This window comes from Asanoa ferruginea (genome assembly GCF_003387075.1).
Classification (GTDB): Bacteria; Actinomycetota; Actinomycetes; order Mycobacteriales; family Micromonosporaceae; genus Asanoa; species Asanoa ferruginea.
This window is the reverse complement of record NZ_QUMQ01000001.1, coordinates 1008738-1035406: the sequence shown is the minus strand read 5'-3', so window position 1 is coordinate 1035406 and position 26669 is coordinate 1008738. Positions and strand designations below refer to the sequence as shown.

Annotated in this window: 22 protein-coding genes; 17 read left to right on the top strand and 5 right to left on the bottom strand. The window is 70.3% G+C overall.

Annotated elements, in window-relative coordinates:
* Positions 1-57 precede the first annotated feature (57 nt).
* The 4 genes from DFJ67_RS05090 (at position 58) to DFJ67_RS05075 (ending at position 4513) form a co-directional block, all read left to right on the top strand.
* Positions 58-861, top strand: coding sequence for an ABC transporter permease (locus tag DFJ67_RS05090; protein ID WP_116066826.1), 804 nt, complete (start codon positions 58-60; stop codon positions 859-861).
* Entirely contained in the window at positions 858-2252 is a 1395-nt protein-coding gene (locus DFJ67_RS05085) for an NAD(P)/FAD-dependent oxidoreductase (RefSeq protein ID WP_116066825.1), read from the top strand. Before DFJ67_RS05090 ends, DFJ67_RS05085 begins: the two co-directional genes overlap by 4 nt.
* The gene (locus DFJ67_RS05080; RefSeq protein ID WP_116066824.1) at positions 2252-3445 is read left to right on the top strand and encodes a saccharopine dehydrogenase family protein; all 1194 of its coding nucleotides are present in this window, start codon (positions 2252-2254) and stop codon (positions 3443-3445) included. The genes DFJ67_RS05085 and DFJ67_RS05080 overlap by 1 nt, the downstream gene beginning before the upstream one ends.
* 492 nt (positions 3446-3937) lie before the next feature.
* Entirely contained in the window at positions 3938-4513 is a 576-nt protein-coding gene (locus DFJ67_RS05075; protein WP_116066823.1) for an ATP-binding transcription factor AbmR, read from the top strand.
* A gap of 688 nt (positions 4514-5201) precedes the next feature.
* Here DFJ67_RS05075 and DFJ67_RS05070 read toward each other — a convergent pair.
* Positions 5202-6641 carry an aldehyde dehydrogenase family protein gene (locus DFJ67_RS05070; RefSeq protein WP_116066822.1) on the bottom strand — a complete coding sequence of 480 codons (1440 nt, stop codon included), beginning with the start codon at positions 6639-6641 and terminating at the stop codon, positions 5202-5204.
* Between the two features lie 153 nt (positions 6642-6794).
* On the opposite strand from DFJ67_RS05070, the gene DFJ67_RS05065 reads away from it, so the two are divergent.
* A complete protein-coding gene (locus DFJ67_RS05065) occupies positions 6795-8231 on the top strand; it encodes a gamma-aminobutyraldehyde dehydrogenase (RefSeq protein WP_116066821.1) in 1437 nt (478 codons plus the stop codon).
* Positions 8228-9505, top strand: a complete 1278-nt coding sequence (gene gabT, locus DFJ67_RS05060) for a 4-aminobutyrate--2-oxoglutarate transaminase (RefSeq protein WP_116066820.1) — start codon at positions 8228-8230, stop codon at positions 9503-9505. Before DFJ67_RS05065 ends, gabT begins: the two co-directional genes overlap by 4 nt.
* A 99-nt stretch (positions 9506-9604) precedes the next feature.
* On the opposite strand, the gene DFJ67_RS05055 is transcribed toward gabT, so the two are convergent.
* From DFJ67_RS05055 to DFJ67_RS05045, 3 genes are read right to left on the bottom strand one after another with little or no spacing between them, the layout of a single operon-like run.
* Positions 9605-10378, bottom strand: a complete 774-nt coding sequence (locus DFJ67_RS05055; protein WP_116066819.1) for a bestrophin-like domain — start codon at positions 10376-10378, stop codon at positions 9605-9607.
* Positions 10375-11877 (bottom strand): DUF6923 family protein, encoded by a 1503-nt coding sequence (locus DFJ67_RS05050; RefSeq protein WP_170215746.1) that lies wholly within the window; start codon positions 11875-11877, stop codon positions 10375-10377. The genes DFJ67_RS05055 and DFJ67_RS05050 overlap by 4 nt, the downstream gene beginning before the upstream one ends.
* An 8-nt stretch (positions 11878-11885) precedes the next feature.
* On the bottom strand, positions 11886-12977 hold the full coding sequence (locus DFJ67_RS05045; RefSeq protein WP_116066817.1) for a polyprenyl synthetase family protein: 1092 nt from the start codon (positions 12975-12977) through the stop codon (positions 11886-11888).
* Positions 12978-13254: 277 nt separating this feature from the next.
* On the opposite strand from DFJ67_RS05045, the gene DFJ67_RS05040 reads away from it, so the two are divergent.
* From DFJ67_RS05040 to ahcY, 11 genes are all read left to right on the top strand, one after another.
* On the top strand, positions 13255-13647 hold the full coding sequence (locus DFJ67_RS05040) for a YbaB/EbfC family nucleoid-associated protein (RefSeq protein ID WP_116066816.1): 393 nt from the start codon (positions 13255-13257) through the stop codon (positions 13645-13647).
* Positions 13640-13939, top strand: coding sequence for a hypothetical protein (locus DFJ67_RS05035; RefSeq protein WP_116066815.1), 300 nt, complete (start codon positions 13640-13642; stop codon positions 13937-13939). The genes DFJ67_RS05040 and DFJ67_RS05035 overlap by 8 nt, the downstream gene beginning before the upstream one ends.
* Positions 13936-17061 (top strand): WXG100-like domain-containing protein, encoded by a 3126-nt coding sequence (locus tag DFJ67_RS42215; protein WP_147315419.1) that lies wholly within the window; start codon positions 13936-13938, stop codon positions 17059-17061. Before DFJ67_RS05035 ends, DFJ67_RS42215 begins: the two co-directional genes overlap by 4 nt.
* Positions 17061-17363, top strand: a complete 303-nt coding sequence (locus tag DFJ67_RS05015) for a hypothetical protein (RefSeq protein WP_116066811.1) — start codon at positions 17061-17063, stop codon at positions 17361-17363. Before DFJ67_RS42215 ends, DFJ67_RS05015 begins: the two co-directional genes overlap by 1 nt.
* A 171-nt stretch (positions 17364-17534) precedes the next feature.
* The gene (locus DFJ67_RS05010; RefSeq protein ID WP_116066810.1) at positions 17535-18458 is read left to right on the top strand and encodes a hypothetical protein; all 924 of its coding nucleotides are present in this window, start codon (positions 17535-17537) and stop codon (positions 18456-18458) included.
* 121 nt (positions 18459-18579) lie between these two features.
* Positions 18580-19962 carry a phosphomannomutase/phosphoglucomutase gene (locus tag DFJ67_RS05005; RefSeq protein ID WP_116066809.1) on the top strand — a complete coding sequence of 461 codons (1383 nt, stop codon included), beginning with the start codon at positions 18580-18582 and terminating at the stop codon, positions 19960-19962.
* Positions 19963-20009: 47 nt separating this feature from the next.
* Positions 20010-20210 carry a Trm112 family protein gene (locus tag DFJ67_RS05000; RefSeq protein WP_116066808.1) on the top strand — a complete coding sequence of 67 codons (201 nt, stop codon included), beginning with the start codon at positions 20010-20012 and terminating at the stop codon, positions 20208-20210.
* Entirely contained in the window at positions 20210-21424 is a 1215-nt protein-coding gene (locus DFJ67_RS04995) for an SIS domain-containing protein (RefSeq protein ID WP_116066807.1), read from the top strand. The genes DFJ67_RS05000 and DFJ67_RS04995 overlap by 1 nt, the downstream gene beginning before the upstream one ends.
* Before the next feature lie 10 nt (positions 21425-21434).
* Positions 21435-22409: a cation diffusion facilitator family transporter gene (locus tag DFJ67_RS04990; protein ID WP_116066806.1), complete on the top strand. Its 975-nt coding sequence runs from the start codon at positions 21435-21437 to the stop codon at positions 22407-22409.
* Positions 22410-22717: 308 nt separating this feature from the next.
* On the top strand, positions 22718-24004 hold the full coding sequence (gene manA, locus DFJ67_RS04985) for a mannose-6-phosphate isomerase, class I (protein WP_116066805.1): 1287 nt from the start codon (positions 22718-22720) through the stop codon (positions 24002-24004).
* Positions 24005-24455: 451 nt separating this feature from the next.
* Positions 24456-25949, top strand: a complete 1494-nt coding sequence (gene ahcY / locus DFJ67_RS04980; protein WP_116066804.1) for an adenosylhomocysteinase — start codon at positions 24456-24458, stop codon at positions 25947-25949.
* Between the two features lie 475 nt (positions 25950-26424).
* Here ahcY and DFJ67_RS42540 read toward each other — a convergent pair whose 3' ends face one another.
* Positions 26425-26583, bottom strand: coding sequence for a hypothetical protein (locus tag DFJ67_RS42540; RefSeq protein WP_170215745.1), 159 nt, complete (start codon positions 26581-26583; stop codon positions 26425-26427).
* Between the last annotated feature and the right edge of the window lie 86 nt (positions 26584-26669).

Genomic DNA, 26669 nt, shown 5'->3' with positions numbered 1-26669 from the left:
ATGACCGGACGAAGCGGGGCCGCGCCAGCGGCCCGGGTTCGGAGGACCCAAGCCAGCATGGCTTACCGAGTCGGGCGCTGGATCGCCGACCACTGGGTGCTGACCGTCGGCCTGATGGTGCTGCTCTACCTGTTCCTGCCGATCGCCGTCGTCGCCGGGCTGTCCTTCAACCGCCCGTCGAGCCGGCTCTCCTACGACTTCAACGCCTTCACCACCGACAACTGGACCAACCTGTGCGGCCCGCCCGACCTGTGCGACGCGCTGCAACGGTCGGCCTGGATCGGCCTGCTGGCGACGGTCGGCTCGACCCTGCTCGGCACGCTGATGGCGTTCGCGTTGGCCCGCCACCAGTTCCGCGGCCGGGGCACGACCAACCTGCTGATCTTCCTGCCGATGGCGACGCCCGAGCTGGTGATGGGCACCTCGCTGCTGGCGCTGTTCACGGCCGGCGGGATCCAGCTCGGCTTCTGGACGATCCTGATCGCGCACATCATGTTCTGCGTCTCGTTCGTGGTGGTCACGGTCAAGGCGCGGCTCGCCGGCATGGACTCCCGGTTGGAAGAGGCGGCGATGGACCTCTACGCCACGCCGTTCCAGACCTTCCGGCGGGTCACCCTGCCACTCGTGCTGCCCGGAATCGTCGCCGCGGCGCTGCTCGCGTTCTCGCTGTCCTTCGACGACTTCATCATCACGAACTTCAACTCCGGCAACACGGTGACCTTCCCGATGTACGTTTGGGGAGCCAACCAGCGCGGCATCCCGCCGCAGGTCAACGTCGTCGGCACGGCGATGTTCGCGATAGCACTGCTGCTGGTGCTGGCGACCAACGTGCGACGGCGGCGGGGAGCGCGGGTGGCATGAACGTCGGTCGGGCGCTCGCGGACGCGCAGCCCCGGGTCTTCTGGCTCGACCGTCCCGAGCGCCCTGACCCGCTGCCACCACTTTCCGCCGACATCTCGGCCGACCTGCTCGTGGTCGGCGGCGGCTATTCGGGACTCTGGGCCGCGCTCCAGGCCAAGCAGGACGATCCCGGCCGCGACGTGGTGCTGCTCGAGGCCGGCACCTGCGGCTGGGCGGCGTCGGGTCGCAACGGCGGTTTCTGTGCGGCCTCACTGACCCACGGCCTGGCCAACGGAGCGGCCCGGTTCCCGGCCGAGATAGCCACGCTGGAGACCCTCGGCCAGGCCAACCTCGAGGCGCTGCTGGCCACGATCGCGCTGTTCGACATCCGCTGCGACGTCGAACGTACGGGTGAGATCGAGCTGGCCACCGCGCCGCATCATGTCGCCGACCTCGCTTCGGGTGCCGCGTTGGCCCGCAGCCACGGTCACGACGTGCTGGTGCTCGGCCGCGACGAGGTGCGGGCCGAGGTCGACTCGCCCACTTACCTGGGCGGCGTCTGGCACCGCGACCGCACGGTCATGCTCGACCCGGCCCGGTTGGCCTGGGGGTTGCGGGATGCCTGCCTGTCATTGGGGGTACGGATCTTCGAGCACACCCGGGTCACCGGGCTGGCGCGGGCCGGGGCCGGGGTGCTGGCGTGGTCCCCGGTTGGCTCGGTGCGGGCCGGCGGCGTCGTGCTCGCCGCCAACGCGTTCCCGCCGCTGCTGCGCCGGCTGCGCGCCTATGTTGTTCCCGTCTACGACTATGCACTGGTCACCCGCCCGCTGTCGGAGGGCGAGCTGGCATCGATCGGCTGGCGGCACCGGCAGGGCCTGGCCGACTCGGGCAACCAGTTCCACTACTACCGGTTGACCGCCGACAACCGGATCCTGTTCGGCGGCTACGACGCGGTCTACCACTTCGGCAACCGGATGGCGCCGTCGCTCTCACGCGAGGCGCCGACCTACGCGACTCTCGCCCGACATTTCTTCGAGACGTTCCCGCAGTTGTCCGATGTCACGTTCACCCACCGCTGGGGCGGCGTGGTTGACACCTGTGCCCGCTTCTGCGCCTTCTTCGGCACCGCGTTCGGTGGCCGGCTGGCCTACGCGACCGGCTTCACCGGTCTGGGCGTCGGTGCCAGCCGGTTCGGCGCGCGGGTTGCGCTCGACCTGCTTTCCGGGGCTGACACCCCATTGACCACATTAGACTTTGTACGCAGCCGCCCGATCCCGTTCCCGCCGGAACCGTTGCGCGCCCTGGTCATCAACGCGACGCGCTGGTCGATGGCGCACGCTGATTCCCATCAGGGCCGGCGCAACCTGTGGCTGCGTACCCTCGACAGATTCGGTTTGGGGTTCGATTCCTGATGCGTGTCCTGCAAATCGGAGCCGGCGGCGTCGGCGCCGCGGCCGCCGCCATCGCCGCCCGCCGGGGCTTCTTCGAATCCTGGACGGTGGCCGACTATTCGCTTTCGCGGGCCTCACGGGTGGTCGCGGCGGTTGACGACCCCCGCTTCGTGGCCGCCCAGGTCGACGCGTCGTCGGCGACGGAGGTGCGCGACCTGGCCGCCGGCGCGACCCATGTTTTCAATGCGGTCGACCCGCGGTTCGTGATGTCCATTTTCGACGGTGCGTTCGCGGCCGGGGCTGATTACCTGGACATGGCGATGTCGCTGTCGGAGCCGCATCCGACGTCGCCCTATTCGTCGACGGGGGTGGTGCTCGGGGCGGCGCAGTTCGCGACCGAATCGCTGTGGCAGGAGGCCGGGCGGCTGGCCCTGGTCGGCATCGGGGTCGAGCCGGGCCTGTCGGACATTTTCGCGCGCTATGCGGCCGACGAGTTGTTCAGCTCGATCTCCGAGATCGGCGTGCGCGACGGCGCCAACCTGGAGGTCGACGGCTACGCGTTCGCACCGTCGTTCTCGATCTGGACGACGATCGAGGAGTGCCTCAACCCGCCGGTGATCTACGAGAAGTCGCGCGGCTGGTACACCACGGAGCCGTTCTCCGAGCCGGAGGTCTTCGACTTCCCGGAGGGCATCGGCCCGGTCGAGTGCGTCAACGTCGAGCACGAAGAGGTGCTGCTGATCCCGCGCTGGGTCGACGCGGGGCGGGTCACATTCAAATACGGCCTGGGCGCGGAGTTCATCTCGGTGCTGCGCACCCTGCACGTCCTGGGCCTCGACTCGGCCGCACCGGTCCGCGTCGGTGACGTCTCGGTAGCACCCCGCGACGTGGTGGCGGCCTGCCTGCCGGACCCGGCGTCACTGGGCCCACGGATGCGCGGCAAAACCTGCGCGGGCACCTGGGTGCGCGGGATCGGCATCGACGGGTCGCCGCGCGAGGTCTACCTCTACCACGTGGTCGACAACGAGTGGTCGATGCGCGAATACGGCCACCAGGCGGTCGTATGGCAGACGGCGGTCAACCCGGTGGTGGCACTGGAACTCCTGTCAGCCGGCGCCTGGTCGGGTGCCGGCGTCCTGGGCCCGGAGGCCTTCCCGCCGCGCCCGTTCCTGGATCTGCTGGTGGCCTACGGCTCCCCGTGGGCGATGCGCTGACCTGGTTCACATCGTCGTCCCTTTCGGCACTGGCCCCAATCCCTCGACCAAGGAGGAGCCAGTTGAAACTGGACCTGGCACGACGATTGAGCGCGGCATCCGTGAGCCTGTTGACCGTGCTGGCCGGTCTCGCCGTCAACTCCACGGCGGCGCAAGCCATCCCGCCTGTCGAACCAGGCCGCGGCCCGCCCTGCTCGTGGGTGCGCACGGGCGACAAGTCCCTATGCGACGGTTGGGTGCCCAGCTATCAGGGCCAATACAACAGCGTCTGCCGGAACACCACGCCCACGCAGACCGTCGCAGTGGCGAAGACCTGGGCGGGGAGTGGGATGGGAACTACAGCCCGGTGCTCCACAGACCGCCAACTACTAGCCGTCGGCTGCGCCCGCCCGCCGCGAGGGTTTCCGCTCAGAGCGAACCGCTGGCCACTGTCCGCGCACCTGCAACGGTGTAATGCTGTAATCAAGTAAGCAGCAACGCGGGAGGTGCGCCATGAGGGGTTTTCGGGGCCCATGGGAACAAGGACAGCGCGGCGGGCGGGCGGAGCCGCCACCGGCCGAGGGACTGGCCGCCTGGATCACCGGCGCGGTGCCGGACGGCTGGTTCACCGAGCCGCCGAAGGTCACCATCGACCGTGACGAGGTCATGATCATTGGTCGGTTGCCGGAGCCGCAGCTCGGCGCCGACGCGACCGACGCCGACCGCGGGTCGGCAGAGCAGGGCCGCATCGCCCAGCACCGGGAAGACACCCGGGAGCAGCGCATCAAGATCGCTCAGCAGGTCGAACACCGCTGGCGCCGCAAGGTCAGCTGGGGCGCCGCCACCGGCGGCACCGAGGCGCTCTTCACCACGTTCTCGGCGCCGGTGATGACTCGGCTACGGCTCAACGACCGCCAGGTCCTCGACACCCTGATCGACGCGGGCGTGGCGCGGAGCCGCTCCGAGGCGTTGGCCTGGTGCGTCCGCCTGGTTGGCGAACACGCCGACCAGTGGCTGACCGAACTCCGCGACGCGATGGGTGCGGTAGACGAGCTGCGCCGCCGCGGCCCGGAGGTCGGCGAAGCCTGACCCCGACGTTCGCGGGGCAATCCAGGTTGGGAATTGCGGCTGTTGCCGCGGTTCCCAACCTGGATTCACGCGAGGCCAACCCCCTACGGCCGAGCCAGCCTGGGCTGGCCGCGTTGTGCGCGGCAGCGCCCGTTGTGTTTGCGATCCGTGCAGGCCCGGCCGCTTTGCGTGCGAATCTTGGATGCTGCCTGGAGATCTAGGTAAATAGATGTAGCTATAGCTACATCTATTTACCTAGATCTCGTGCGAGATCCACGGATGCGGTCCGCGCGGGGCCGCGCGGGTGCGGACGGCGGCGGGCGCGGTCTGCGGAGCGACCCCGAGGGCGACCTGCGACGGCGGTCCGCGGGGGTGCGGACGGTGGCGGGCGTGGTCTACGTATTCGGTCCACGGATGCGGCCACGGCGGCGGTCCACGAGCCGGCGGTCCGCGGGTGCGATCCACGGACGCGATTCGACCGGCGATTCGCGATCGCTATTCACCCTGGCGCGAGGACGATCCGCGATCGGCCGGCGCGATGCGCTGCGATCCGAAGGCGCCCGCCGGCGGGCGCCTGCGCGGGACGGCGGTAGGCACTGGCTTGACCGACCGCGGGCCTGGCAGGGACGGGCCCGCCAGGGACCGGCCCGTTGCGCGCGGGAGCGAACGGTCGCGCCCACCGCGAACCCGCGCAACCGATCGAACGCCCTTAAAGATCCAACCCCGTCAACACCATCACCCGCGGCTCGGTGTAGTCGTCGATGGCGCTTCGCAACCCCTCGCGCCCGACGCCCGATCCCTTGACCCCGCCGTAAGGCATCTGGTCGGCCCGGTAGGACGGGACATCGCCGACGATCACGCCGCCGACCTGGAGGGTGCGGTGGGCCGCGAACGCCGTCTGCAGGTTGCGGGTGAACACGCCCGCCTGTAGCCCAAACGCCGAATCGTTGATCGCCGCGAAGCCGGCCTCGTCGTCGGTGACCGGCGAGACCACCAGCACCGGCCCGAAGACCTCTTCCTGGCTGACCTTCGCGGATTTCGGCGCCCGCGACAGCACCGTAGGCGGATAGGTCGCACCCGCCCGCAGCCCGCCGACCTCCAGGGTCGCCCCCGCCGCGACCGCCTCGTCCACCCACGACTCCACCCGCTCAGCCGCCGCCTCGGTGATCAGCGGACCAACATCGGTGGCGTCGGAGAACGGGTCGCCGGTCTGCAGAGCGGAAACCGCGGCCACGAGCCGGGGCAGAAAACCGTCATAAATCCACTCGTGTACGAATACCCGCTGCACCGCGATGCAACTCTGCCCTGCCTGGTAGTTGGAGAACGTCGCGATCCGCGAAGCCGCCCAGGTCAAGTCGGCGTCGGCTGTCCAGTCGGCGCACAGCAGCACCGCCGCGTTGCCGCCCAGTTCCAGCGTCACGTGCTTGCCAGGCACCGAACGGCGGATCGACGCGCCGACCGGGCCCGAGCCCGTGAAGCTGACCACCGGCAGGCGGGGGTCCGAGACCAGGCCGGCCGCGCGGTCGTTGGGCAGCGGCAGCACCGAGAACATGCCCTCCGGGAGGTCGGTCTCGGCCAGGATCTCGCCGAGCAGCAGCGCGCTCAGCGGCGTGGCCGGCGCCGGCTTGACCACGATCGGCGCGCCGGCCGCGATCGCCGGGGCGACCTTGTGGGCGACCAGGTTGAGCGGGAAGTTGAACGGCGAGATGCCGAGGACCGGACCGCGCGGGAAGCGGCGTACGACCGCCAGCCGTCCCGTCGCCGCCGGGTCCGTGTCGAGGCGTTGCAGGTCGCCGGCGAAGCGGCGGGCCTCCTCGGCCGCCCAGCGGAACGTCGACACCGCCCGGGCCGCCTCGGCCCGCGCCCACTTGAGCGGCTTGCCGTTCTCGGCGGTGATCAGTTGGGCGATCTCGTCGGCGCGTTCGGCCAGGCGCCGGGAAACGTGATCGAGAGCGGCCGCGCGGGCGTGTGCGGGGAGCGCGGCGGCTTCCGCCGAGACGGAGTGCGCCGCGGCGATCGCGCGTTCGACCTGTTCAGGGGTGGCGTTGGTGGTCGCACCGACCGCATGGCCGTCGTAGGGATGCCGGACGGTCACCGGGTCGGCTCCGTGCTCAGGGCGGCCGGCGACGTAGAACGCGACTGGGTCCACGGCGGCAGCCTAGCTCAGCAGGTCAGGTTCGCGGAAACGGTGGCGACAGGCCTTGTCAGCAACGGATTCAGTCGCGAGGATGGCATGTGGGTTGCGAATACGACATGATCGGCAGCCCTTCCGATGGCCCGCTTCCAGCCTGGAGACGCCACGATGAGCGACAAGCAACAGTTGCGCAATTTCGTCAACGGTGACTACGTCGACCCGGTCGACGGCAACTTCAGCGACCTTGTCGACCCGTGCACCGGCGAGGTCTTCGCGCAGGCGCCGGTCTCCGGCCCAGCCGATGTGGATCGGGCGATGACCGCGGCCGCGACGGCGTTCGAGAGCTGGCGCGACGTGACCCCGGCGCAACGGCAGCTCGCGCTGCTCAAGTTCGCCGACGCGGTCGAGTCGCGGGCCGCCGAGCTGGTCGACGCCGAGGTGCGCAACACCGGCAAGCCCCGCCAGCTCACCACCGACGAGGAGCTGCCGCCGGCCGTCGACGAGCTGCGCTTCTTCGCCGGCGCCGCGCGGATGCTCGAAGGGCGGTCGGCGGGCGAATACCTGGCGGGCCACACCTCTTACGTACGCCGCGAGCCGCTCGGTGTCGTCGGCCAGGTGACGCCGTGGAACTACCCGCTGATGATGGCCATCTGGAAGATTGCCCCCGCGCTCGCGGCCGGCAACTGCGTGGTGCTCAAGCCGAGCGACACCACGCCGGTCAGCACGCTGATGCTCGCCGAGATCGCGTCCGAGTTCTTCCCGGCCGGCGTCTTCAACGTCGTCACCGGCGATCGCGACACCGGCCGCGCGGTCGTGTCCCACCCGGTGCCCCAACTCGTCTCGATCACCGGTTCGACCCGCGCCGGCCGCGAGGTCGCCGCGGCGGCCGCGCCCGACCTCAAGCGCACCCACCTCGAATTGGGCGGCAAGGCGCCGGTCGTGCTGTTCGACGACGCCGACGTTGCCGCGGCGGCCGAGGCGATCGCGGTCGGTGGCTACTTCAACGCGGGCCAGGACTGCACCGCCGCGACCCGGGTACTCGCCGGCCCCCGCATCCACGACGAGTTCCTCGCCGCGCTGGTCGAGCAGGCCCGCGGCACCAAGACCGGCGGGCCCGACGAGGAAGACGTGCTCTACGGCCCGCTCAACAACGCCAACCAGCTCGGCCGGGTCGCCGGCTTCGTCGACCGGCTGCCCGACCACGCCGCGCTCGAGGTCGGTGGCGCGCGGGTCGGCGAGCGCGGCTTCTTCTACGCGCCGACCGTGGTCTCCGGCGTCCGGCAGCAGGACGAGATCATCCAGGACGAGGTCTTCGGCCCGGTGATCACGGTGCAGCGGTTCACCGACGAAGACGAGGCGGTCCGCTGGGCCAACGGCGTCGAATACGGCCTGTCCGCCTCGGTCTGGACCCGTGACCACGGCCGGGCGATGCGGATGACCCGGCGGCTCGACTTCGGCTGCGTCTGGGTCAACACGCACATCCCGTTCGTGTCGGAGATGCCACACGGCGGGTTCAAGCACTCGGGTCACGGCAAGGACCTGTCGGTCTACAGCCTCGAGGACTACACCCGGGTGAAGCACGTGATGCACAACCTGGGGTCCTGATGACGTCGCTCGACCTGCACAAGCGCCGGGGTGCCGCGGTGGCGCGCGGCGTCAGCTCGGTCATCGACTCCTATGTGGACCACGCCGGCGGCGGCACGCTGACCGACGTCGACGGCAACGAGTGGATCGACTTCGCTTCGGGGATCGCGGTGACCTCGGTCGGCAACGCGGCGCCCAAGGTGGTCGCCGCCGTGCGCGCGCAGGTCGAGCGGTTCACCCACACCTGCTTCATGGTGACGCCCTACGAGCAGTACGTCGCCGTCTGCGAGATGCTCAACGCGCTGACCCCGGGCGACTTCGACAAGCGCTCGATGCTGGTCAACTCCGGCGCCGAGGCGGTGGAAAACGCGGTGAAGATCGCCCGGCACGCGACCGGTCGCACGGCGGTCGTGGTGTTCGACCACGCCTACCACGGCCGCACCAACCTGACGATGGCGCTGACCGCGAAGAACATGCCCTACAAGCACCGCTTCGGCCCGTTCGCCGGCGAGGTCTACCGGGTGCCTATGTCCTACCCGCTGCGCGACGGCGGCCTGTCCGGCGCCGAGGCCGCCGCCCGCGCGCTCGACATCGTCTCGTCGCAGATCGGCGCGACCAACGTAGCGGCGATCCTGGTCGAGCCGATCCAGGGCGAGGGCGGCTTCGTCGTGCCGGCGCCCGGCTTCCTGCCGGCTCTGTCCGCGTGGGCCAGCGAGGCCGGCGCGGTCTTCATCGCCGACGAGATCCAAACCGGCTTCTGCCGCACGGGCGACTGGTTCGCCTCATCCCACGAGGGCGTCGTGCCCGACCTGATGACCCTGGCCAAGGGCATCGCCGGCGGGCTGCCACTGGGCGCGGTGACCGGTCGCGCCGACATCATGGACGCGGTGCACCCGGGCGGTCTCGGCGGCACCTACGGCGGCAACCCACTGGCCTGCGCGGCGGCTCTGGCCTCGGTCGAAACGATGCGCGAACTCGACCTGGTCACGGCGGCGCGGCGGATCGACCTGACGATGGGCGGCCGGCTCCGCGACCTGGCGGCGGCAGATCCACGAATCGCGGAGGTACGCGGCCGCGGCGCGATGCTGGCCGTCGAAATCACGCAGCCGGGGACGCTCACCCCGGATCCCGCGACCACCAGCGCGGTGTCGGCCGAGTGCCATCGGCGCGGGCTGTTGACGCTGACATGCGGGACCTATGGCAATGTGTTGCGCTTCCTGCCGCCGCTGGTGATTGACGACCGCACGCTCGAGCGGGGATTGGACACGCTGGTGGCCGCTTTCGCCGCTGTCTAGGCCGATCCGCGCGGGGCCGGCGTCAAGCCCGGCGGCGTGTCGCCGTCGAGGCCGACCCGCGCGGGGCCGCGCCAACCAGGCTGCGCACTCGCCGGGCCGCTACAGGCCTTCCGTGCCGCGTAGCGTTTCCAGCGCGGCACGGAGTGAGCCCGGATCGACCGCGAAACCGCGGCTGTAGGGCAGCTCCACCTGATAGAGCACGAAGAGCATCAGCGCCACCATTCCCCCGAGCGCGGCGAACATAAGTCCATTGGGGACTGTCCGACGGAGCCCGAAGAGATAGAGGAAGCCGACGCTGACCATGGCGCCGCCGAGCAGGATCGGCCACAGCGGCGCCGGCATCCGCGAGTCGGCGTCGCCGATCCGGGCCCGCCGGGCCGTCGCCGCGGTGCTCACCTGGCCGACCAGCATCTGGTGCGCGGCCTGCTCGGCGTCGGCCTCGGGGCGGATCGCGTCCACCCGCTCGCGTAGCTCGGTCGACAGGTCCTCGCCCGTCATCGTGCCGGAGTGCGCCGTGCGCAGGTGCTCCCACTCGGAGCCGCCGGCAACCTGGAGATAGGTGACGATCAGCCGCTGCACGTCGTCTTTGTCGGCACCCGACAGCCGATTGGCCGACCAGTAGGCCTCGACCAGGCTGCTCGCCTCCGCCTCGGTGTTGCTGGCGACGTCGGCGCGCGGTTCCCACACCGCGATGGCGGCGATCGCGATCAGGATCGCGTACACCATGCCTATTGTCGAATACACAGTGCCTGCTGCATCACCGTCGGCGACCCGCCAGCGGCGCGGCACATAGCGGGACACCATGGCGAACCCGACCATCGACGCGAGCGCGGCGGCGAGCACCACGGCGATGCCGGCGAGCAGGACGTTCATCGAGTTCCTCTCTTGGCCGCCGCCCGCGCGGCGACGGAGGCGGCGGGCACGAGCAGCCCGAGGAAAACCGACCAGGTCAGCGGGATGCCGTCAGGTTCGCGCGGCGCGGTGGTCGCGACGACGTGCCGGCGCCGGCTCTCCGGCGGCAGCGGCGACGGCGGGCTGCCAGGATCCGGAACCACAAGACCGGCATCGGGTACGGTCGGTCCGGCGAGATTCTTGATGTCCAGCGGTGCTTTGCCCGGTGCGGGAGCCGGCACCGTGATCGGGTGATCCTCGATCTCGCCGCTGTCCGCGGGGCCAACGGGTTTCGGGGCCGGTGAGTCATAGCCGCGCGGGCCGCCGAAGAGGCGGAGGCGCAACGTCGACCGGGTGGTTTTGATGCGCGGCTTCGCCCAGGTCAGCGTGGCGGAGCGGGCGCCGGGCCTGACGGTCGCGGTGGCCAGGTCGCGCTCGTCGAACCGGCCGTTGCCGTCGAGGTCGTGCCAGCCGGCGAGCAGGCCGTTGCGCCCCGTCGTGTTGCGCACGGTGATTTCGACGGTGAGGCGGTCGCCGCGCTTGGTGATCCTGGGGCGGGCGTCGTCCTTGTCGGCCGTGCGGGCGTCCGGCTCGGCGTCGACGGTGGTGCCGAGGGTGAGCCCGTCGGTGACCCGGTGCCGTGGGCCGTCGGCGGTGCGGCGGGTCGGATAGGGCGCCGGCGCGTCGCCGTAGTCCCATCCCTCGGGGCAACCGGCGGCGTCCGAGCGGGTCCGGGTCGACGGGCCGGTGTCTACGGCGGTGGCTTTGGCCGGCTGCCGGAGGTCCACGTCGAAGAGGCGACCGGTCGGATCGTGCAGCGCGCGCAGCGTCCCTTGTGGATCGACGGTCAGCGCACCGAAACTGCCGGTCGCCGGAAGGCCGCGGGGCGTGGCGATCGGGGTCGCCGTACCAGTGTGCGGATCGATCCGGAGCAGTTGGGCCGGCGGACCGGACACGATCGTGTAAAGGCGCCCGTCGGCCGAGTTGAGATCCCAGTCGGCGATCCGGGGTCGCAGGAGGATGTCGGCACCGGGGCCGTTCAAGGCGTGCCGTTCGAGCTCCTTGAGCGCTGGCACGCGATAGGTGACGACCTCGCGGCCCGTGCGCACGATCCAGCGGTCGCCGGTGCCGGCCCCGGCGCTGGTGCTGCCACTGGCCACCGCGATCGGGTCGGTGGCGCGGAGCGCGTCGGGCAACGCGGCCCGCCGGGTGACCCGCCCGGTCACGTCGAAGCTCACCACCTCGTCACCGCTGACCGCCCAGAACGCCCCGCTTGCGGGCACGTAGGCGACCGCGTCGAGCGGCGCGTCGAACCGGGCGACCGGTGTCGCCGCGCGGTCGTCGAACCGCAGCAGGTTGCCGTCCTGGACCAGATAGCTGCCGTTGAAGCAGGCCGGTGTTGGGGCGCTCGCGGCGGCGGGCGGGGTGGCGCCGAGAAAGGCCGCGGCAGCGCAGGCCGCGGCGGCGACGAACCGTTGCACGCGCTGGCTCACCGGTCCCGGTCGCCGACCAGCCGGGCGATCGCGCGCAGGTCGTGCCGCCACTCCGCGGGGATGCCGGGATCGAGCTGGTCGAGGGCCGCGCGCAGGTGCCGGTCGGATTCCGTGCCGCACCAGTCGCGCCAGCCGTCCGCTTCGAGCGCGGCGGCCAACTCACTGGTGTCTACATCGGACAACTTGGCGGTCGCTCCATATGCCTCGGCGACTCGTTCTGCGCTCGGGGAATCCGCCGCCAGCGCTGCGACCACCGGCAGCGAACGCCGGCGGCGCCGCAGGTCCGAGTGTGCCGTTTCGGCGCCGCCCCAGATCCGGAGCCGGTCGTCGGTGAGCTGGGCTGCGAGGCCGAGCTCGGCTCCGAAGCCGCGCAGGGCCGCGATCTGGGCGGGTGTGCCGCCGCCGAACAGGCCGCCCAGCCCCGCGCTGCATTCCAGCAGCGCGCCGGTCCTGCGGTGGGCAATCCGGAAGCAATCATCCAGGTGTACGTCCGCGCGGCGCTCATCGGCCTGCCCCTCGACGAGCTGGGCGACCGTGGCGCCGAGCATCCGGGCGGCAGTGGCGGCGCCCGGGTGGGCGGTGGCGCCGGGGTGGGCGGTGGCGGCGGCTGGGTGAGCGGTCGCGGCGAGCACGTCGAAGGCCAGTGCGAGCAGGGCGTCGCCGGCGAGAATGGCTGCGCTGGTGCCGAACTCGATAGACGCCGACCGCTGGCTCCGGCGCATCCCGTCGCCGTCGAGCGCGTCGTCGTGCAGCAACGAGAAGTTGTGCACCAGTTCGACCGCGACGGCGGCGGGGATCGCGGCGGGCACCGCCGAGACGGCCGCCATGCCGACCGGGGTGCCGCCGACCGCCTCGGCCGCCACGAGCACGAGGGCGGGGCGGAGCGCTTTTCCGGGCGTACCGTGGCGATCATTGCCTTTGCTGTCCCACCACCCGAAGTGGTAGCCGACGACACGCCGGGTGCTCGGCGGCAGACTGTCGACGGCAGCGCGCAGGGCCGGCTCGGTGACCGTGCGGGCGCGCTCGAAGACACCCGACCCACGGCGCGGTGCCGGGATCGCGGACCGGTTGCCCAGGGTGACAGTCATGGCATGCACCGTCCAATCTGCACAGGTTCGGCGCCGGCGGCCGGATGGGCACATAAGATCAGTGCGCACATGGGCACGCCAAGACCCCGTACGCGGGCTTGACCTGGGCTTTCACCCATCAGCGTGTGCTGGCCTCTTCCTCAACGCGTGTCGGTGGCCCCGGGACATGGCCGACCGCCGGAAAGTTCGTGTCTACGGGGTCACATCGATCTATGTCTCCCGGTATCGTCGGCGTGACTTACGGTGATCTCTGCCTGCGGGGTTGGGAGAATCGGCAATGCAGGAGCGCGCGGACCGCGCCGTCAACAACGCCCTCCGCGGGCGAGTCGACGAGGTCCTCGGCCAATACGAACGCATCCGGGCCGGCATGGCTGAGCTGCAGGAACGCTTGGCCGCGTTCTCGACGACAGCGTCATCATCCGACGGCCTGGTGATCGCGACGGTCGACGCCCGGGGGCAACTCGTCCGGCTGGTGTTCGACCCGCGTGCCTACCACGCACACCGCCCGGAGCAACTAGCCGCGGTGGCGACGACAACGGTCCGATCGGCCGTGTCGTCGGCGGCCGCGGCGGTCCACGAGCTGGTGGCGGGCTATCTGCCGCCGGGTTCCGGAGTGGCCGACTATGTGCGGTCCGGGCAGCTCGACGCGCTGCTGCGCCGCCATGGCTGAGGTGTTCCTCGATCCTGCCGCGGTGGCCCGGGCGGCCCGCGACCTGTCCGCGGTCGGCGCGTCGGTGTCTTCTTCGGCCCAGGCCGGTGTGCCGGATGGGCAGCCGTGGGGTTCAGACGAGGCTGGTGCGGCGTTCTCCCGGGTCTACGAGCCGCTTTCCGCCGCGGCGCTCGCGGCATGGTCCTCGGTAGGCGTGGCGCTGTCCCGTCTCGGGGGCGACGTGTGGATAGCCGCATCGTCCATTTCGGACGCCGACGACGGCTCGGCCCGTCGCTTCGGCCGCCCGTCGTGACGGTGCTGCCGAGCCCGATCCCGCATCCGCTCGAGGCGCTGCCGTGGGACGTGCCGGGATGGGCCTACGAGTGCCTCGAATGGGTGATCGGCATCGAGTGGCCGGCGGGCGACGAGCGCGCGGTCTGGGACCTGGCCGACGCGTGGTTCGCCGCCGGATCGGGCTTGGCCGGCACGCGTTCGGAGGCTGTCGTCGCGGCCCAGACGGTGACGGCCGGATACGCGGGTCCGGCGTCTGACGCGTTCGCCGAGGCGTGGCAGGCCTTCGACGCCGACGCGTTGGGTGCGCTGCCGGCGGGCTTCGCCGAGCTGGGCTCTTTGGTCTCGTCGTGCGCTGCCGAGATCGAGGCGGCGAAGATCGAGGTCTGGATCGAGGTCGGCCTGCTCGTCATCGAACTGCTGGCTTTGGTGGTGGCAATGGCGCTGTCAGCCGGAGCCGCAACCCCGGCGGCAACGGCGGCGGCCGGCGCCACCCGCGTGGCGATCCAACGCATCTTCGGCCGCCTGGTCGTGAAGCTCGCTCAACAGGCCGACGCGACGCTGCTTCAACGGATCACCCGCCGGGCCCTGGTGGCTGGGTCGGCGGAGGCGGCGCAGGAGGTTGGCGCTGATGCCGGCACGCAGTCCTATCAGGTGTTGAGCGATCACCGGTCGGGCTTCGACTTCCGATCGCTGGGGATGTCGGCGGTCGGTGGATTCGCCGGGGGTGTCGCCGGGTCGGCCATCGTGCCTGGCTTGTCGTCAGGGGTGGTCTCTCATTCGGTCCGCTCGGCGGCGTCGGACGTTCTGGCCGAGACGGCGGCGAGCCTGGCGACTGGTCAGGGCATACCAGGCCTCGACGACGCGGCCCGTTCGGCGACCTCCGGTGGCGTTGATGGCTTTCTGGATCGGGGCCATTCGAACGCGGCCGGTCACCATCACGGTGGTGGTTGGGCCGCTGTCGCGGCCGCGGCAGGTGCTCTTGGGCATGGGTCAGGTCGTCCGGGCGATGTCCCGACCGGCGCGTCGTCGGAACCGGTCGCGGCCGCCGGCTATGGCGCCGGTCTGGAAGGAGCGGACTCACCGCGTGGTGGAGCTGTTGTCGACGCCCCGACAGAGCGCGTCGAAGGTGGCGATAATCCGGGCCGGTCCGATGGTGCTTCACCCGGGCGGCTTGAAGGTCTGGACAGTGCCGGCCGCAGGGACCCGCAGCACGGTGATGCCGGAGTGGGCGGCGCTTCCCGTGCCTCACCAGAGCGTGTCGAGGGCAGCGAGAGTCCAGTCCGCGCGGACTCGCTGCACGGCGATGCCGCTGTGGGCGCTTCACCTCGGCGGGTCGACGGCGGCGACGGACATCTGCGTGTTCTTGGTGCCTCGACAGATGGAACCGGAGGCCGCGATGGTCTAGGTCGCGCTGACGTCGCACCTGGTCGTGAGGTCGCCGAACCGACAGCGGCTCACTTTCGGCCTGCGCCCTTGACCGCGCCGACTGTTGCCGACCCCACCGGTGGAGTCGGCGTCGCCCCATCGGGCATCGAACCGGTCGGTCGCGAGGGAGCTCCCCGACACCCGGCAGCGGATGCGATGCGGCTGAGCGATGTCGCCGCGGCGAGCGTCGTCGGCGGTCACGCGCCGCTGGCGGTGGCCACCCCGGTCGTCGGTGAGACGCGGGGACCGCGGCCTGGCGGCGGTCGCTCACCCGTTGCCAGCGAGATGCTGCACGACCCGACTCCGGAGGAGTTGCGGTCGGTCGGCGTCGGCAGGGCGACCTATGCGGACCTCGGACTTGACCCGAGCGCCCTGAGCGCGGCGGAACGAGCCCGCTATGACCGGGTGCTGCCGCTGGTCGCCATGCTGCCGCTGGGCCAGCTCCGCTTCACTCAACGCAGCGTCAGCCCAACCACCCGCGACGGGACGCGGCTGGACGACCTCGCCGCCCAGCTGCACGACAACGGCTGGCGCGGCGGCCCAATCGACTGCGTCCGCTGGGCCGACGGCAGTTACGCCACCCTCGACAACCGCCGCCCGCGATCGGCCGGCGAGGCAGGACTCGAACGGGTGCCCTCCCTGATCCACACCCCATCCGAACGGCTATCTGATTGGCCCGACGAGTGGCCTCCGGACCGAATCGCTCGCAACGCGCTGACCGACCAGATCCGCGAACTCCCCGACGGCACGTGGAAGGTGGGCGGCGACGAAGGCACCATCCGCTATGACCGCGGCACCCTCCCGCAGACCTTCGCCGAAGCGGCCCTGTTCCGCGCCGCCCACCAACGCAGCCTTCTGCCGGTCGACCTCTTCGGGACAACCGCTACCCCGGTCGTCATGAAGCTGCCCGATCAGGTTGTGAGAAGCCCCAGCACAGAACATCTGGAAGAGCTGGAGGCGGCCCGTCGAACGATCGAGGTCGTGGCGGACGCGGTGCAGGCGGACATCGAGGATGCCGCTCGAGCAGTGTCCGCCGATCTTGAGTTCGGTCATCGCCTGGAGCTGAAGGGTCTGACCCATCGGCTCAAAACCCTCGACTCCCTGGCTCGCAAGTACGCCGATGAAGGCCGTGCGAACCAGATGTCCGTGGCCGAGTTCCTGGCGGATACCAAAGACGTCTTACGTTTCTCACTCCTGATGCCCGACGGTGACGCCTACGCGGCGACGGTGGGGAGCGTCTTGGCGCAGCTTGAGAACCGCGGCTACCGGATCGGGCGCACCAAGAACTACTGGCGGCAGGCAAATCGCTTCTACGGCCTCAATGTGGAGTTGACCTCACCAGACGATCAGAAGTTCGAAATCCAGTTTCCGACTAACCTGTCATGGCGCGCGGGCAGGCTCACCCACGATCTCTACAGCGTTGTCCGTCACGATGGGTCCACCGGTGTGATCGAGCCGCCGGTTCGCCGGGTGCACGCATTCTTGCGGATGCTCGTGATCAACAAGGAAGTCGGCGTCGACGCGAGCGCTCCGGCTGGCAGCGACGTGTTGGCGCCGGCGCACGATGCGAGCTTCAGCAAGTGGGTCAGACAGAAGCCTGAGGTGTGGGTTGAATATCAAGCTTGGCTCGCTGCCAACGGCATGACCTTCGCCCAGGTCGTGGCTGAATTCGAACTCGATGGCCGCGACCTCGCTGACAGTGACGGGACTGCTTGATGTACCACTATTACGCGACATATAAGACTGCTGCCCGGGGCACGCCTGCCGGGATCTTCGTCATGGATGTCGCTGGCGGCCACGCCATGCTCTGGGATCACTGGGCGCGGGCATGGGTCTATGACCCCGGCCTGGTCGTCCGATTCCTCGACGACATTCGCAACGAAGACCGCCAGGAGACGATCGATCGCGACACGGCGGAACGGATCACGCCGGGCATTACTGGCGGTGAGCGGTTGCCTGATGAAGACACGATTGCCTGGGTATTTCGGTGGGAGGGGCGGCCGCCGCAGGGTGACTGAGAGTGGCGTCAGGAAGATGACAGTGCAGGTTGTTGCCGTTCCACTACGTACAGTCGATCTCGAAGGCTTCTCGGGTCTTGCTGTCAAGGGGCAACAGGTAGCGTGTCGCCCGAGCGACGGAACTAGGCGCGGGAGATGGTGATGATGGCGGGTCGGCGCGGTGGGCGTCGCATGGCGGCGTGGTTGGCGATCGGTGTGGGTCTGGTCAGCGCGATCGGCGTCGGCATCGTTGTCTCCGCCGGCACCGCCAGCGCCGCTGACGACCGGTTTGACCTGCGGACCGCGCGCACCTTCTCGGCAGGCGGCGGGGCGGGCAACGCGTCCGTCAGCGTCACCCGGCGCGATCGGGGCTGCATCTCGGTGCGCACCGGGCTGGGCATTCGCCTCGCCAACGGGATGAGCGCCAACCAGGTGCGCGTCGAGACGCTCAGTCACGGTCAGTGGCGGCCACTCATCGTGTCCGACGCCGGTGGCGGCGCGGTGGCGACGGAGCGGACCGCACCCGACCGGGCGCAGATCTGCGAGCGGCAGACCGCGACCGCGCGTTATCGGATCGCCTTCGCATCGGGTACGCCGAGCGGCAGCATCACGATCATCGGTGAAGCGTTCAACGGCCGGGGCGAGCCGATCGGAAATGAGTCGGCCGCGGCGCGGGTCAACGGTGTCAAGGTCGCGCCGACCAAGTCGCCCACCAAGCCGCCCAAGCGCGCCACGCCCACCCCGGCGCAGCCGACGGAGGAGCCGCCGACGGTCGAGCCGTTCGACGATCCCGCCAAGACCCAGGCCGCGGTCGCCGTGCCGATTCCGCCGAAAGATCCCGGCGAGGGTGGCTTCCTCGGGATGAGCGGGCTGGTCATGACCGGCGGTCTGGTGCTGGTCCTGGTGGGTGTCGGGCTGATCGTCTTCCTGGTGCGCTCGCTGCGCGCCGACCGGGCCGGCAACCGGCTCGCGCCGGACGGCGGTCGGCACTCCGGCGGGGACGGCCGCACGGCGCCGCTGCCCGAGTCGGGGACCATTTTCCTTCCGCCGATGCGCCGGGCGGCTGGGCCTGGGGGAGACCAGCCGACGGTGATCTTCCCGCGTATCGAAGACTGACAGCGGGGTTATCCACAGCCTCGCCGTTATCCACAGCCCCGCGAGAGCCTTCCCGGCCCCAACCGGAGCGCTCCGTTACGCTCAGCGGCGATACGCTGGCATCGTCCAAGGAGCGAGTGCGTTGTCCGACCTGTCCCAGATCGTGAAGGCCTACGACATCCGTGGTGTCGTCCCGGACCAATGGGACGAGCGGGCCGCAGCCGCGCTCGGTGCCGGCTTCGCACAGTTCCTCAGGTCCAACCACCCGGGCAGCACGAGCGTGGTCATCGCCCACGACATGCGCGCCTCGTCGCCGGGGCTGGCCTCGGCGTTCGCGCGCGGCGTGCTCAGCGAGGGGTTGGGCGTGGTCGAGGCGGGTCTCGGCTCGACCGACATGCTCTATTTCGCGGCGGGCTCGCTGGGCTTGCCGGGTGCGATGTTCACCGCGAGTCACAATCCGGCCAAATACAACGGCATCAAGCTGTGCCTCGCGGGCGCCAAGCCGGTCGGTCAGGAGTCCGGCCTGCGGGAGATCCGCGACAACGCGCAGCGCATCCTCGACGCGGGCGGCACGATCCCGGCTCCGACCGGCGCGCGGCCGGAGCAACACGATGTGCTGGCCGATTACGCGCGCTACCTGCGCGATCTCGTCGACCTCTCGCAGATCCGGCCGCTCAAGGTGGTCGTCGACGCCGGCAACGGCATGGGTGGCTACACGGTTCCGGCGGTGCTCGGTGAGCAGGTCCTCGGCGCGCTGCCGCTGACGATCGTGCCGCTCTATTTCGAGCTCGATGGGTCGTTCCCCAACCACGAGGCCAACCCGCTCGAGCCCAAGAACCTGATCGACCTCCAGCACGCCGTCGTGCAGCACGGCGCCGACCTCGGGCTGGCGTTCGACGGCGACGCCGACCGGTGCTTCGTGATCGACGAGCGCGGCGAGCCGGTCAGCCCGAGCGCGATCACCGCGCTGGTCGCCGCCCGTGAGCTCGCCAAGCACCCCGGCGACACCGTTATCCACAACCTGATCACGTCGAGCGCCGTACCCGAGATCATCAAGGAAAACGGGGGCACTCCGGTGCGCGCCCGGGTCGGGCACTCGTTCATCAAGGCGGAGATGGCGCGCACCAACGCGGTCTTCGGCGGTGAGCACTCGGCGCACTATTACTTCCGCGAGTTCTGGTTCGCCGACACCGGCATGCTCGCCGCCATGCACGTGCTCGCCGCCCTCGGCGGCCAGCCGGAGCCGCTGTCGGTTCTGGGCGGCGCCTTCGAGCGCTACGTCGCGTCCGGCGAGATCAACTCGACGGTGCACGACCAGAAGGCCAAGCAGCAGGACGTACGCGCCGCTTATGCCGACGCCGAGGTCGACGAGCTCGACGGGCTGACGCTGACCTTCCCCGACGGCGCCTGGCTCAACCTCCGCGCCTCCAACACCGAGCCGTTGCTCCGACTCAACGTCGAGGCACACACCGCTACGCGCATGGCAGAACTGCGCGACGAAGTGCTCGGTCTCATCCGCAGTTAAGATCGTCGCCGGACGGCCCGCCGCCCACGTCTGGAAGGAGCCGCACGATGGCCCTGGATCAGCAGTTGCTGGACATACTCGCGTGTCCGGACACGCACCACGCACCGCTCACCTACGACGCGGGTGCGCAGACCCTGACCTGCACCGAGTGCGGTCGGATCTTCGAGGTGCGCGACGACATCCCGATCCTCCTGCTCGACGAGGCCCGCCAGGCCCCGCCGGCGCAGGGGAGTGGGCAGGCCAGCTGATGGACACTCCGGTAGGCGGCGCTGCCGGCCTGCGGGGCCAGCGGGTCGCTGATGAGGCCCTGCTGGACAACCAGGACGCGATGGCGGAAAACGACCCGGGCGGCATGCTGCGGATGACGGCTTCGGCCGGCGCGCAGGTCCGGGAGTCCGCGGCCCTGGCCGCCGAGTCCAACCTCAGCGCGCTCGAAGACGACGGCCTGCCCCGCGCCGTGGTGATCGCCGGCGCCGGCACCGCGGCCCGCACCGGCGAGATCCTGTCGATGGTCGCCGGCCCGCGGTCCCGCGCTCCTGTCATCGTCCACCGCAGCGCCGGCGTGCCCGGCTGGGTCGGCGCGGCCGACGTAGTGATCGCGATCAGCGCGTCGGGCCACAGCCCCGAGGCGCTCGCGGCCGCCGACGCCGCGGCCCGTCGCGGTGCCCGCCTGGTCGGCATCGGCGCGCCCGACTCCGAGCTCCAGTCGGTCGTCGAGCGGGCCCGTGCCCCGTTCATCGCGGTTCCGCGCCGTGCGCCGGCCCGCGCCAGCCTGTGGGCGCTGACGGTCCCGGTGCTGCTCGCCGCCCGCACCCTGGGGCTGGTGAAGGTCAACGAGGCCGACTTCGCGGAGACGGCGACCCGGCTCGACGCTGACGCCGAGCGGTGCCGGCCGAGCGCCGAGTCGTTCGTCAACCCGGCGAAGTCGCTGGCCCTCGGCCTGGCCGGCTCGGTGCCGATCGTCTGGGGTTCGTCGCCGCTCGCGACGGCCGCGGCCCGGCGGTTCGCCGACACGCTGTCGGCCAACGCGCGCTACCCGGTGGTGGCCGGCGCACTCGGCGAGGCCGGGCGTGGCCGGGTCGGCCTGCTCGACGGTGTCTTCGGCGGCCTGGTCGAGTCCGACCGCGACATCTTCGCCGACCCGTTCGGCGACGACGAAGACGGCCAGCAGTCCAGCCGGCTGCGTGTGGTCCTGCTGCGCGACGGCGGCCTCAACGCCGACGACGACACCGACGAGCCGTTCGCGGTCGAAGAACGGCGCGCCGACGCGATCCAGACGCTGGCCGAGCGGCGGGGCGTGCGCTGCGACGTGCTCACCGCCGAGGGCGGGTCGTCGCTGGAGCGGTTGGCATCCCTGGTTGCCGTACCCGACTTCGCTTCGGTTTATCTTGCTCTCGCACACGGTCTCGACCCGATGGCGGTCCCGGCCGTTTCCGAGATGAAGGAGCTTTCCAACCCATGAGCGCAGTGCTATGAGTGCTGGCGGCGGCACCCGGGCGATCATCGCGGCGCTTGCGGCCAACCTCGGCATCGCGGTCACCAAGTTCGTGGCATTTGTGCTAACCGGCTCGTCGTCGATGCTCGCGGAGGCGATCCACTCGGTCGCCGACTCGGGCAACCAGGCACTGCTGCTCCTCGGCGGCCGGCGCTCGACCCGCAAGGCAACACCCGAACACCCCTTCGGGTACGGGCGAGAGCGCTACATCTACGCCTTCATCGTCTCGATCATCCTGTTCAGCGTCGGTGGCCTGTTCGCCCTCTACGAGGCCTGGCACAAATGGCAGGACCCGCACGGCTTCGACTCGTGGCAGTGGGTCCCGATCCTCGTGCTGATCGTCGCGATCTGCCTCGAGTCCTACTCGTTGCGCACCGCGGTGAAGGAGTCCAACCACGTCCGCGGCAAGGCGTCGTGGGTCGCGTTCGTCCGCCGGGCTAAGGCCCCAGAGTTGCCGGTCGTGCTCCTCGAAGACGTCGGCGCGCTGTTCGGTCTGGTCTTCGCCCTGTTCGGCGTCTCGATGACGCTGGCCACCCACAACGGCAAGTGGGACGCCGCCGGCACCGCGATGATCGGCCTGCTCCTCGTCGCCATCGCGATCGTGCTGGCGATCGAGACCAAGAGCCTTCTGCTCGGCGAGGGCGCCAGCCCGGAAAACCTCCAGGCGATCGAGAAAGCGCTGGTCGGCGGTCCCGGGATCGAGCGGATCATCCACATGAAGACCCTGCACCTGGGTCCGGAAGAGCTACTGGTCGCCGCGAAGATCGCGGTGACACCCAACGAGACGGCCGAAGACCTGGCCAGAGCGATCAACGCCGCCGAAGCGCGCATCCGCGAAGCGGTGCCGATCGCCCGGGTGATCTACCTGGAGCCAGACATCTTCAGCAACCGGGCGGCCAAGGCCGGCGACGGCGCCGCCGCCGAAACCGCCGAAGGCATCACCACCCACTGAGCCCAAGCGGGTAAATCACGGCAACGAGTCGGCCCCTCCTGGGCTGGTCTCGCGACCAGCTCTTCCCGGGCTGGTCGCCGCGCAAGTCGGCGTCGGGCTGGCTACAGCACAGGCCGGATCCGCCCGCCGAACGGGATCGAGGGGGTGTCGCGTGAGTCACCGGAGCACTCCGCCGCGGGCGGAAGCCGCCCGGCCGCGCGCGATGATCGCTGGGCTGCCACCGCGGCCTCCGGCCGACCTCCGCGTGCGCCCGGACGCTGAGCAGCAGCACGATCCGCGCGACACCGCACACCGAGGGACCGGCCACAGTGGAATCACTCGATAGCCCAATCCGCGACTACGCGTGGGGTTCGCGCACCGTGCTTGCCCGGCTACAGGGCCGCCCGGCGCCCAGTGCCGGCCCGGAAGCCGAGCTCTGGATCGGCGCCCACCCCGGCGCACCGTCAACATTAGACGGCGAAGACGGCCCGGTCAGCCTGGCCGACGCCATCGCGGCCGCGCCGACGGGCTGGCTCGGCGCGGAAACGGTGACCCGCTTCGGGCCCCGCCTGCCGTTCCTGATGAAGGTGCTCGCGGCCGACGCCCCGCTGTCGTTGCAGGCCCATCCCGACCTCGAGCACGCCCGGGAGCGGTTCGCGGCCGGCGACCCTAACTACGTCGACGCCAACCACAAGCCCGAACTCCTCGTCGCGATCGAGCCCTTCGACGCGCTGTGCGGTTTCCGCGACCCGCACCGCTCCGCCGACGCGCTGGAAGCCCTGGGCGGCGCGACCCTCGCCCCGGTGGTCGCCCACCTACGCCGTGGCGAACTCGCCGACGCGGTCGAGCTACTGCTGACCTGGCCCGGCAACCGCGCCGACCTGGTCGCCCTGGTGACCGCGGGCGGGGAGCAAGCGCCTGCGGACGACATCGCCTCTGCGACCGCGGGTCAGGACCAGGCGCCAGCGGACGATCCTGCCCCGGGTGGGGGACAAGCGCAGGCAGACGACCCTGCCCCGGCGACCGCGGGTGCGCCCGCCGACGACCTTGCCCCGGGGACCGCGGGTGGCGGGCAGGCGACCGACGACGACCTTGCCCTCGTGCGGCGACTGGCGAGTCACTACCCAAGCGACCCCGGCGTCCTCGTGGCCCTGCTGCTCAACCCCGTCCACCTGGAGCCTGGTGACGCGGTCTGGATGCCGGCCGGCAATCTGCACTCCTACCTCGGCGGCGCCGGGGTCGAGATCATGGCGGCCAGCGACAACGTCCTCCGTGGCGGCCTGACCCCCAAGCGCGTCGACGTAGGCGAGTTGCTCCAGGTCCTCCGCTTCGACGTGCTCCGCGACCCGGTGGTCAAGCCGGTCGAGATCGCCGACGGCGTGGTCACCTGGCCCGTCCCGATCGACGACTTCTCCCTCCACCGTGTCACCCGTCCCACCGAGTTGCGGCTCAACGGCCCTGTCCTGGCGCTCTGCACGGCGGGCGAGGTGACGATCGGAGACGCTACGGGTGTGGTCTCGCTCACTCCAGGGCGTGCCGCGGTCGGCCCGGCCGGCGCCGGCCCGCTCATGATCGCCGGTGCGGGTGAGGTCTACGTAGCCTCGCTGGGTCGTTGAGTCACTAGGAAGCCGTCCAACGCGGCATGGAGTGCCCGAAGCCGACCAAACGCCACCCGCCGCGACCAGGAAAAACTCCCGACGGAACAGATCAGGAAATATCCGGATTCTCTTGACGGAGAAGACTGCGCCGTGTGACTCTATAACCACGCAGCGTTATCGCGACGAAGGTCCGAGTCACGCGCGGGGGAACCAAACCGGGGGGATGCACGGGGCGGTGTGGGGTTGAGCGGTTTATCCGCCGACCACCCACCGCCCCGTGCGCTATGTGCGGACGGGGGCTCCCGGCTTGACCCCGCGAAGAGACGAGGACCGGCCAATCCAGCCAGCGGGCCAACCGAGGGACTGTGGCGGCACGGGGTAACGCTGCTTCGCATGTGCCGTCCGCGTAAGCTCGATGGTCGCGATCAGGCGCAGAGCACAGCACAGACGCGACCGATTAGGAGCCTTCATGACCAGCACCCTTCCGGCGCACGACGCGTCGACCGGTGACCGTCCGCGCACCCTTGCCGAGGGCGACTTCAAGGTGGCCGACCTTTCGCTGCACGCGTTCGGTCGCAAGGAGATCCAGCTCGCCGAGCACGAGATGCCCGGTCTGATGTCGCTTCGGCGCGAGTTCGCCGCGGCGCAGCCGCTGAAGGGCGCCCGCATCACCGGGTCGCTGCACATGACCATCCAGACCGCGGTGCTCATCGAGACCCTGACCTCGCTCGGCGCGCAGGTCCGCTGGGCGTCCTGCAACATCTTCTCGACCCAGGACCACGCCGCGGCCGCGATCGTCGTCGGCCCGGCCGGCACGCCCGAGGCGCCCGCTGGTGTCCCGGTCTACGCCTGGAAGGGCGAGACCCTCGAGGAATACTGGTGGTGCACCGAGCAGGTGCTGCTGTGGCCCGACGGCCAGGGCCCCAACATGATCCTCGACGACGGTGGCGACGCCACTCTGCTCGTACACAAGGGCGCTGAATTCGAAGGTCTTGGCGCCGTGCCGGGTGTCGACAGCGCCGACTCGGAGGAATACGCGGTCATCCTCGGCGTGCTCAACCGCTCGCTCCAGGAGGACAACCGCCGCTGGACCCGGGTCGCCGCCGGCATCAAGGGCGTCACCGAGGAGACCACCACCGGCGTGCACCGCCTCTACGAGATGCAGCAGACGGGCAGCCTGCTCTTCCCGGCGATCAACGTCAACGACTCGGTCACCAAGTCGAAGTTCGACAACAAATACGGCTGCCGCCACTCGCTGATCGACGGCATCAACCGGGCGACCGACGTGCTGATCGGCGGCAAGGTCGCGGTCGTGGCCGGCTACGGCGACGTCGGCAAGGGCTGCGCCGAGAGCCTCCGCGGCCAGGGCGCCCGGGTCATCGTGACCGAGATCGACCCGATCTGCGCGCTCCAGGCGGCGATGGACGGCTACCAGGTCGCCACCCTCGAAGACGTCGTCGAGACCGCCGACATCTTCGTGACCGCGACCGGCTGCTTCAACGTGATCACCAACGAGCACATGGCGCGGATGAAGCACCAGGCGATCGTCGGCAACATCGGCCACTTCGACAACGAGATCGACATGGCCGGCCTGACCAAGCGCGCCGACACCACGCGGATCAACATCAAGCCGCAGGTCGACGAGTGGCGCTTCGACGACGGCCACTCGGTCATCGTGCTGTCCGAGGGCCGCCTGCTCAACCTGGGCAACGCGACCGGCCACCCGAGCTTCGTGATGTCCAACAGCTTCAGCAACCAGACGATCGCCCAGATCGAGCTGTTCACCAAGCTCGACCAATACCCGGTCGGCGTCTACACCCTGCCGAAGCACCTCGACGAGAAGGTCGCGCGGCTCCACCTCGACGCGCTCGGCGTGCACCTGACCGAGCTGAGCAAGGAGCAGGCCGGCTACCTCGGCATCGCGGTCGAGGGCCCCTACAAGCCGGAGCACTACCGCTACTAAAACCCAAACGGATCCGATCCCGGGTTCGTCGTTGGCACGACCGTTGCTCCCGCCGGGGACCGGGCGAGGGCCAAGAGCGGGCCCTCGCCCTGCCACGTCCGCGGGTGTCCAGCACTACCGAACAATCAAAATCAAGGACGATGGCCCTTCGCCGGTGTGCCCGGCGGGGGGCCTTCGCCAATCTCGGAGCACGCGCTCACCGCCGCCACGTTCACCCTCGGCGACACCTTCTTCGTGAAGGTGGCCCGGGCACGAGAGGCGGCCGCCGAGGCCGCGCGGCCGCGCGGTGGCCCGATCTGTAACTCTCGACCGATCACGCCGATGTCGCGTTCGAGCAGGACGGCTGCGCGACGGCGAGCACGTTCGGGAGTGGATGACCGGTCGGTTCCGGGCCGTGCTGGGCCGCGCGCCGGTGCCGGTGGTCGAACTCACTGGGCCGCACCAGCGACGAATGGCGCCAGCTGTCGAATCCGCTCTAGTTGGTGGTGTTTTGGCGGCGTTTTGGGCGCACCCAGGTCCACACGCAATAGACGAGCCAGCCCACCGCGAGCGCTGTGGCGACCGGCCGTAGGTGCACCAGGTTGAGCACGTAGACCAGCGCGAGCACGGTCAGCCATGGCACGAACGCCTTCACATGCCGAGACGTTACACACCTAACTTGACTTCGCGCTCAACCGGAGAGAAGGTATGGCTGCCCTAAGTAAGGGCGGCCTATTACCG

Coding starts and splice junctions, on each gene's coding strand:
- DFJ67_RS05065 (WP_116066821.1), top strand. CDS start 6,795: ATGAGCGACAAGCAACAGTTGCGCAATTTCGTCAACGGTGACTACGTC.
- DFJ67_RS05010 (WP_116066810.1), top strand. CDS start 17,535: ATGGCGGCGTGGTTGGCGATCGGTGTGGGTCTGGTCAGCGCGATCGGC.
- DFJ67_RS05085 (WP_116066825.1), top strand. CDS start 858: ATGAACGTCGGTCGGGCGCTCGCGGACGCGCAGCCCCGGGTCTTCTGG.
- DFJ67_RS05090 (WP_116066826.1), top strand. CDS start 58: ATGGCTTACCGAGTCGGGCGCTGGATCGCCGACCACTGGGTGCTGACC.
- DFJ67_RS05080 (WP_116066824.1), top strand. CDS start 2,252: ATGCGTGTCCTGCAAATCGGAGCCGGCGGCGTCGGCGCCGCGGCCGCC.
- DFJ67_RS05035 (WP_116066815.1), top strand. CDS start 13,640: ATGGCTGAGGTGTTCCTCGATCCTGCCGCGGTGGCCCGGGCGGCCCGC.
- DFJ67_RS05015 (WP_116066811.1), top strand. CDS start 17,061: ATGTACCACTATTACGCGACATATAAGACTGCTGCCCGGGGCACGCCT.
- DFJ67_RS04990 (WP_116066806.1), top strand. CDS start 21,435: ATGAGTGCTGGCGGCGGCACCCGGGCGATCATCGCGGCGCTTGCGGCC.
- ahcY (WP_116066804.1), top strand. CDS start 24,456: ATGACCAGCACCCTTCCGGCGCACGACGCGTCGACCGGTGACCGTCCG.
- DFJ67_RS05000 (WP_116066808.1), top strand. CDS start 20,010: ATGGCCCTGGATCAGCAGTTGCTGGACATACTCGCGTGTCCGGACACG.
- DFJ67_RS05075 (WP_116066823.1), top strand. CDS start 3,938: ATGAGGGGTTTTCGGGGCCCATGGGAACAAGGACAGCGCGGCGGGCGG.
- DFJ67_RS05055 (WP_116066819.1), bottom strand. CDS start 10,378: ATGAACGTCCTGCTCGCCGGCATCGCCGTGGTGCTCGCCGCCGCGCTC.
- DFJ67_RS04995 (WP_116066807.1), top strand. CDS start 20,210: ATGGACACTCCGGTAGGCGGCGCTGCCGGCCTGCGGGGCCAGCGGGTC.
- DFJ67_RS05045 (WP_116066817.1), bottom strand. CDS start 12,977: ATGACTGTCACCCTGGGCAACCGGTCCGCGATCCCGGCACCGCGCCGT.
- DFJ67_RS05040 (WP_116066816.1), top strand. CDS start 13,255: ATGCAGGAGCGCGCGGACCGCGCCGTCAACAACGCCCTCCGCGGGCGA.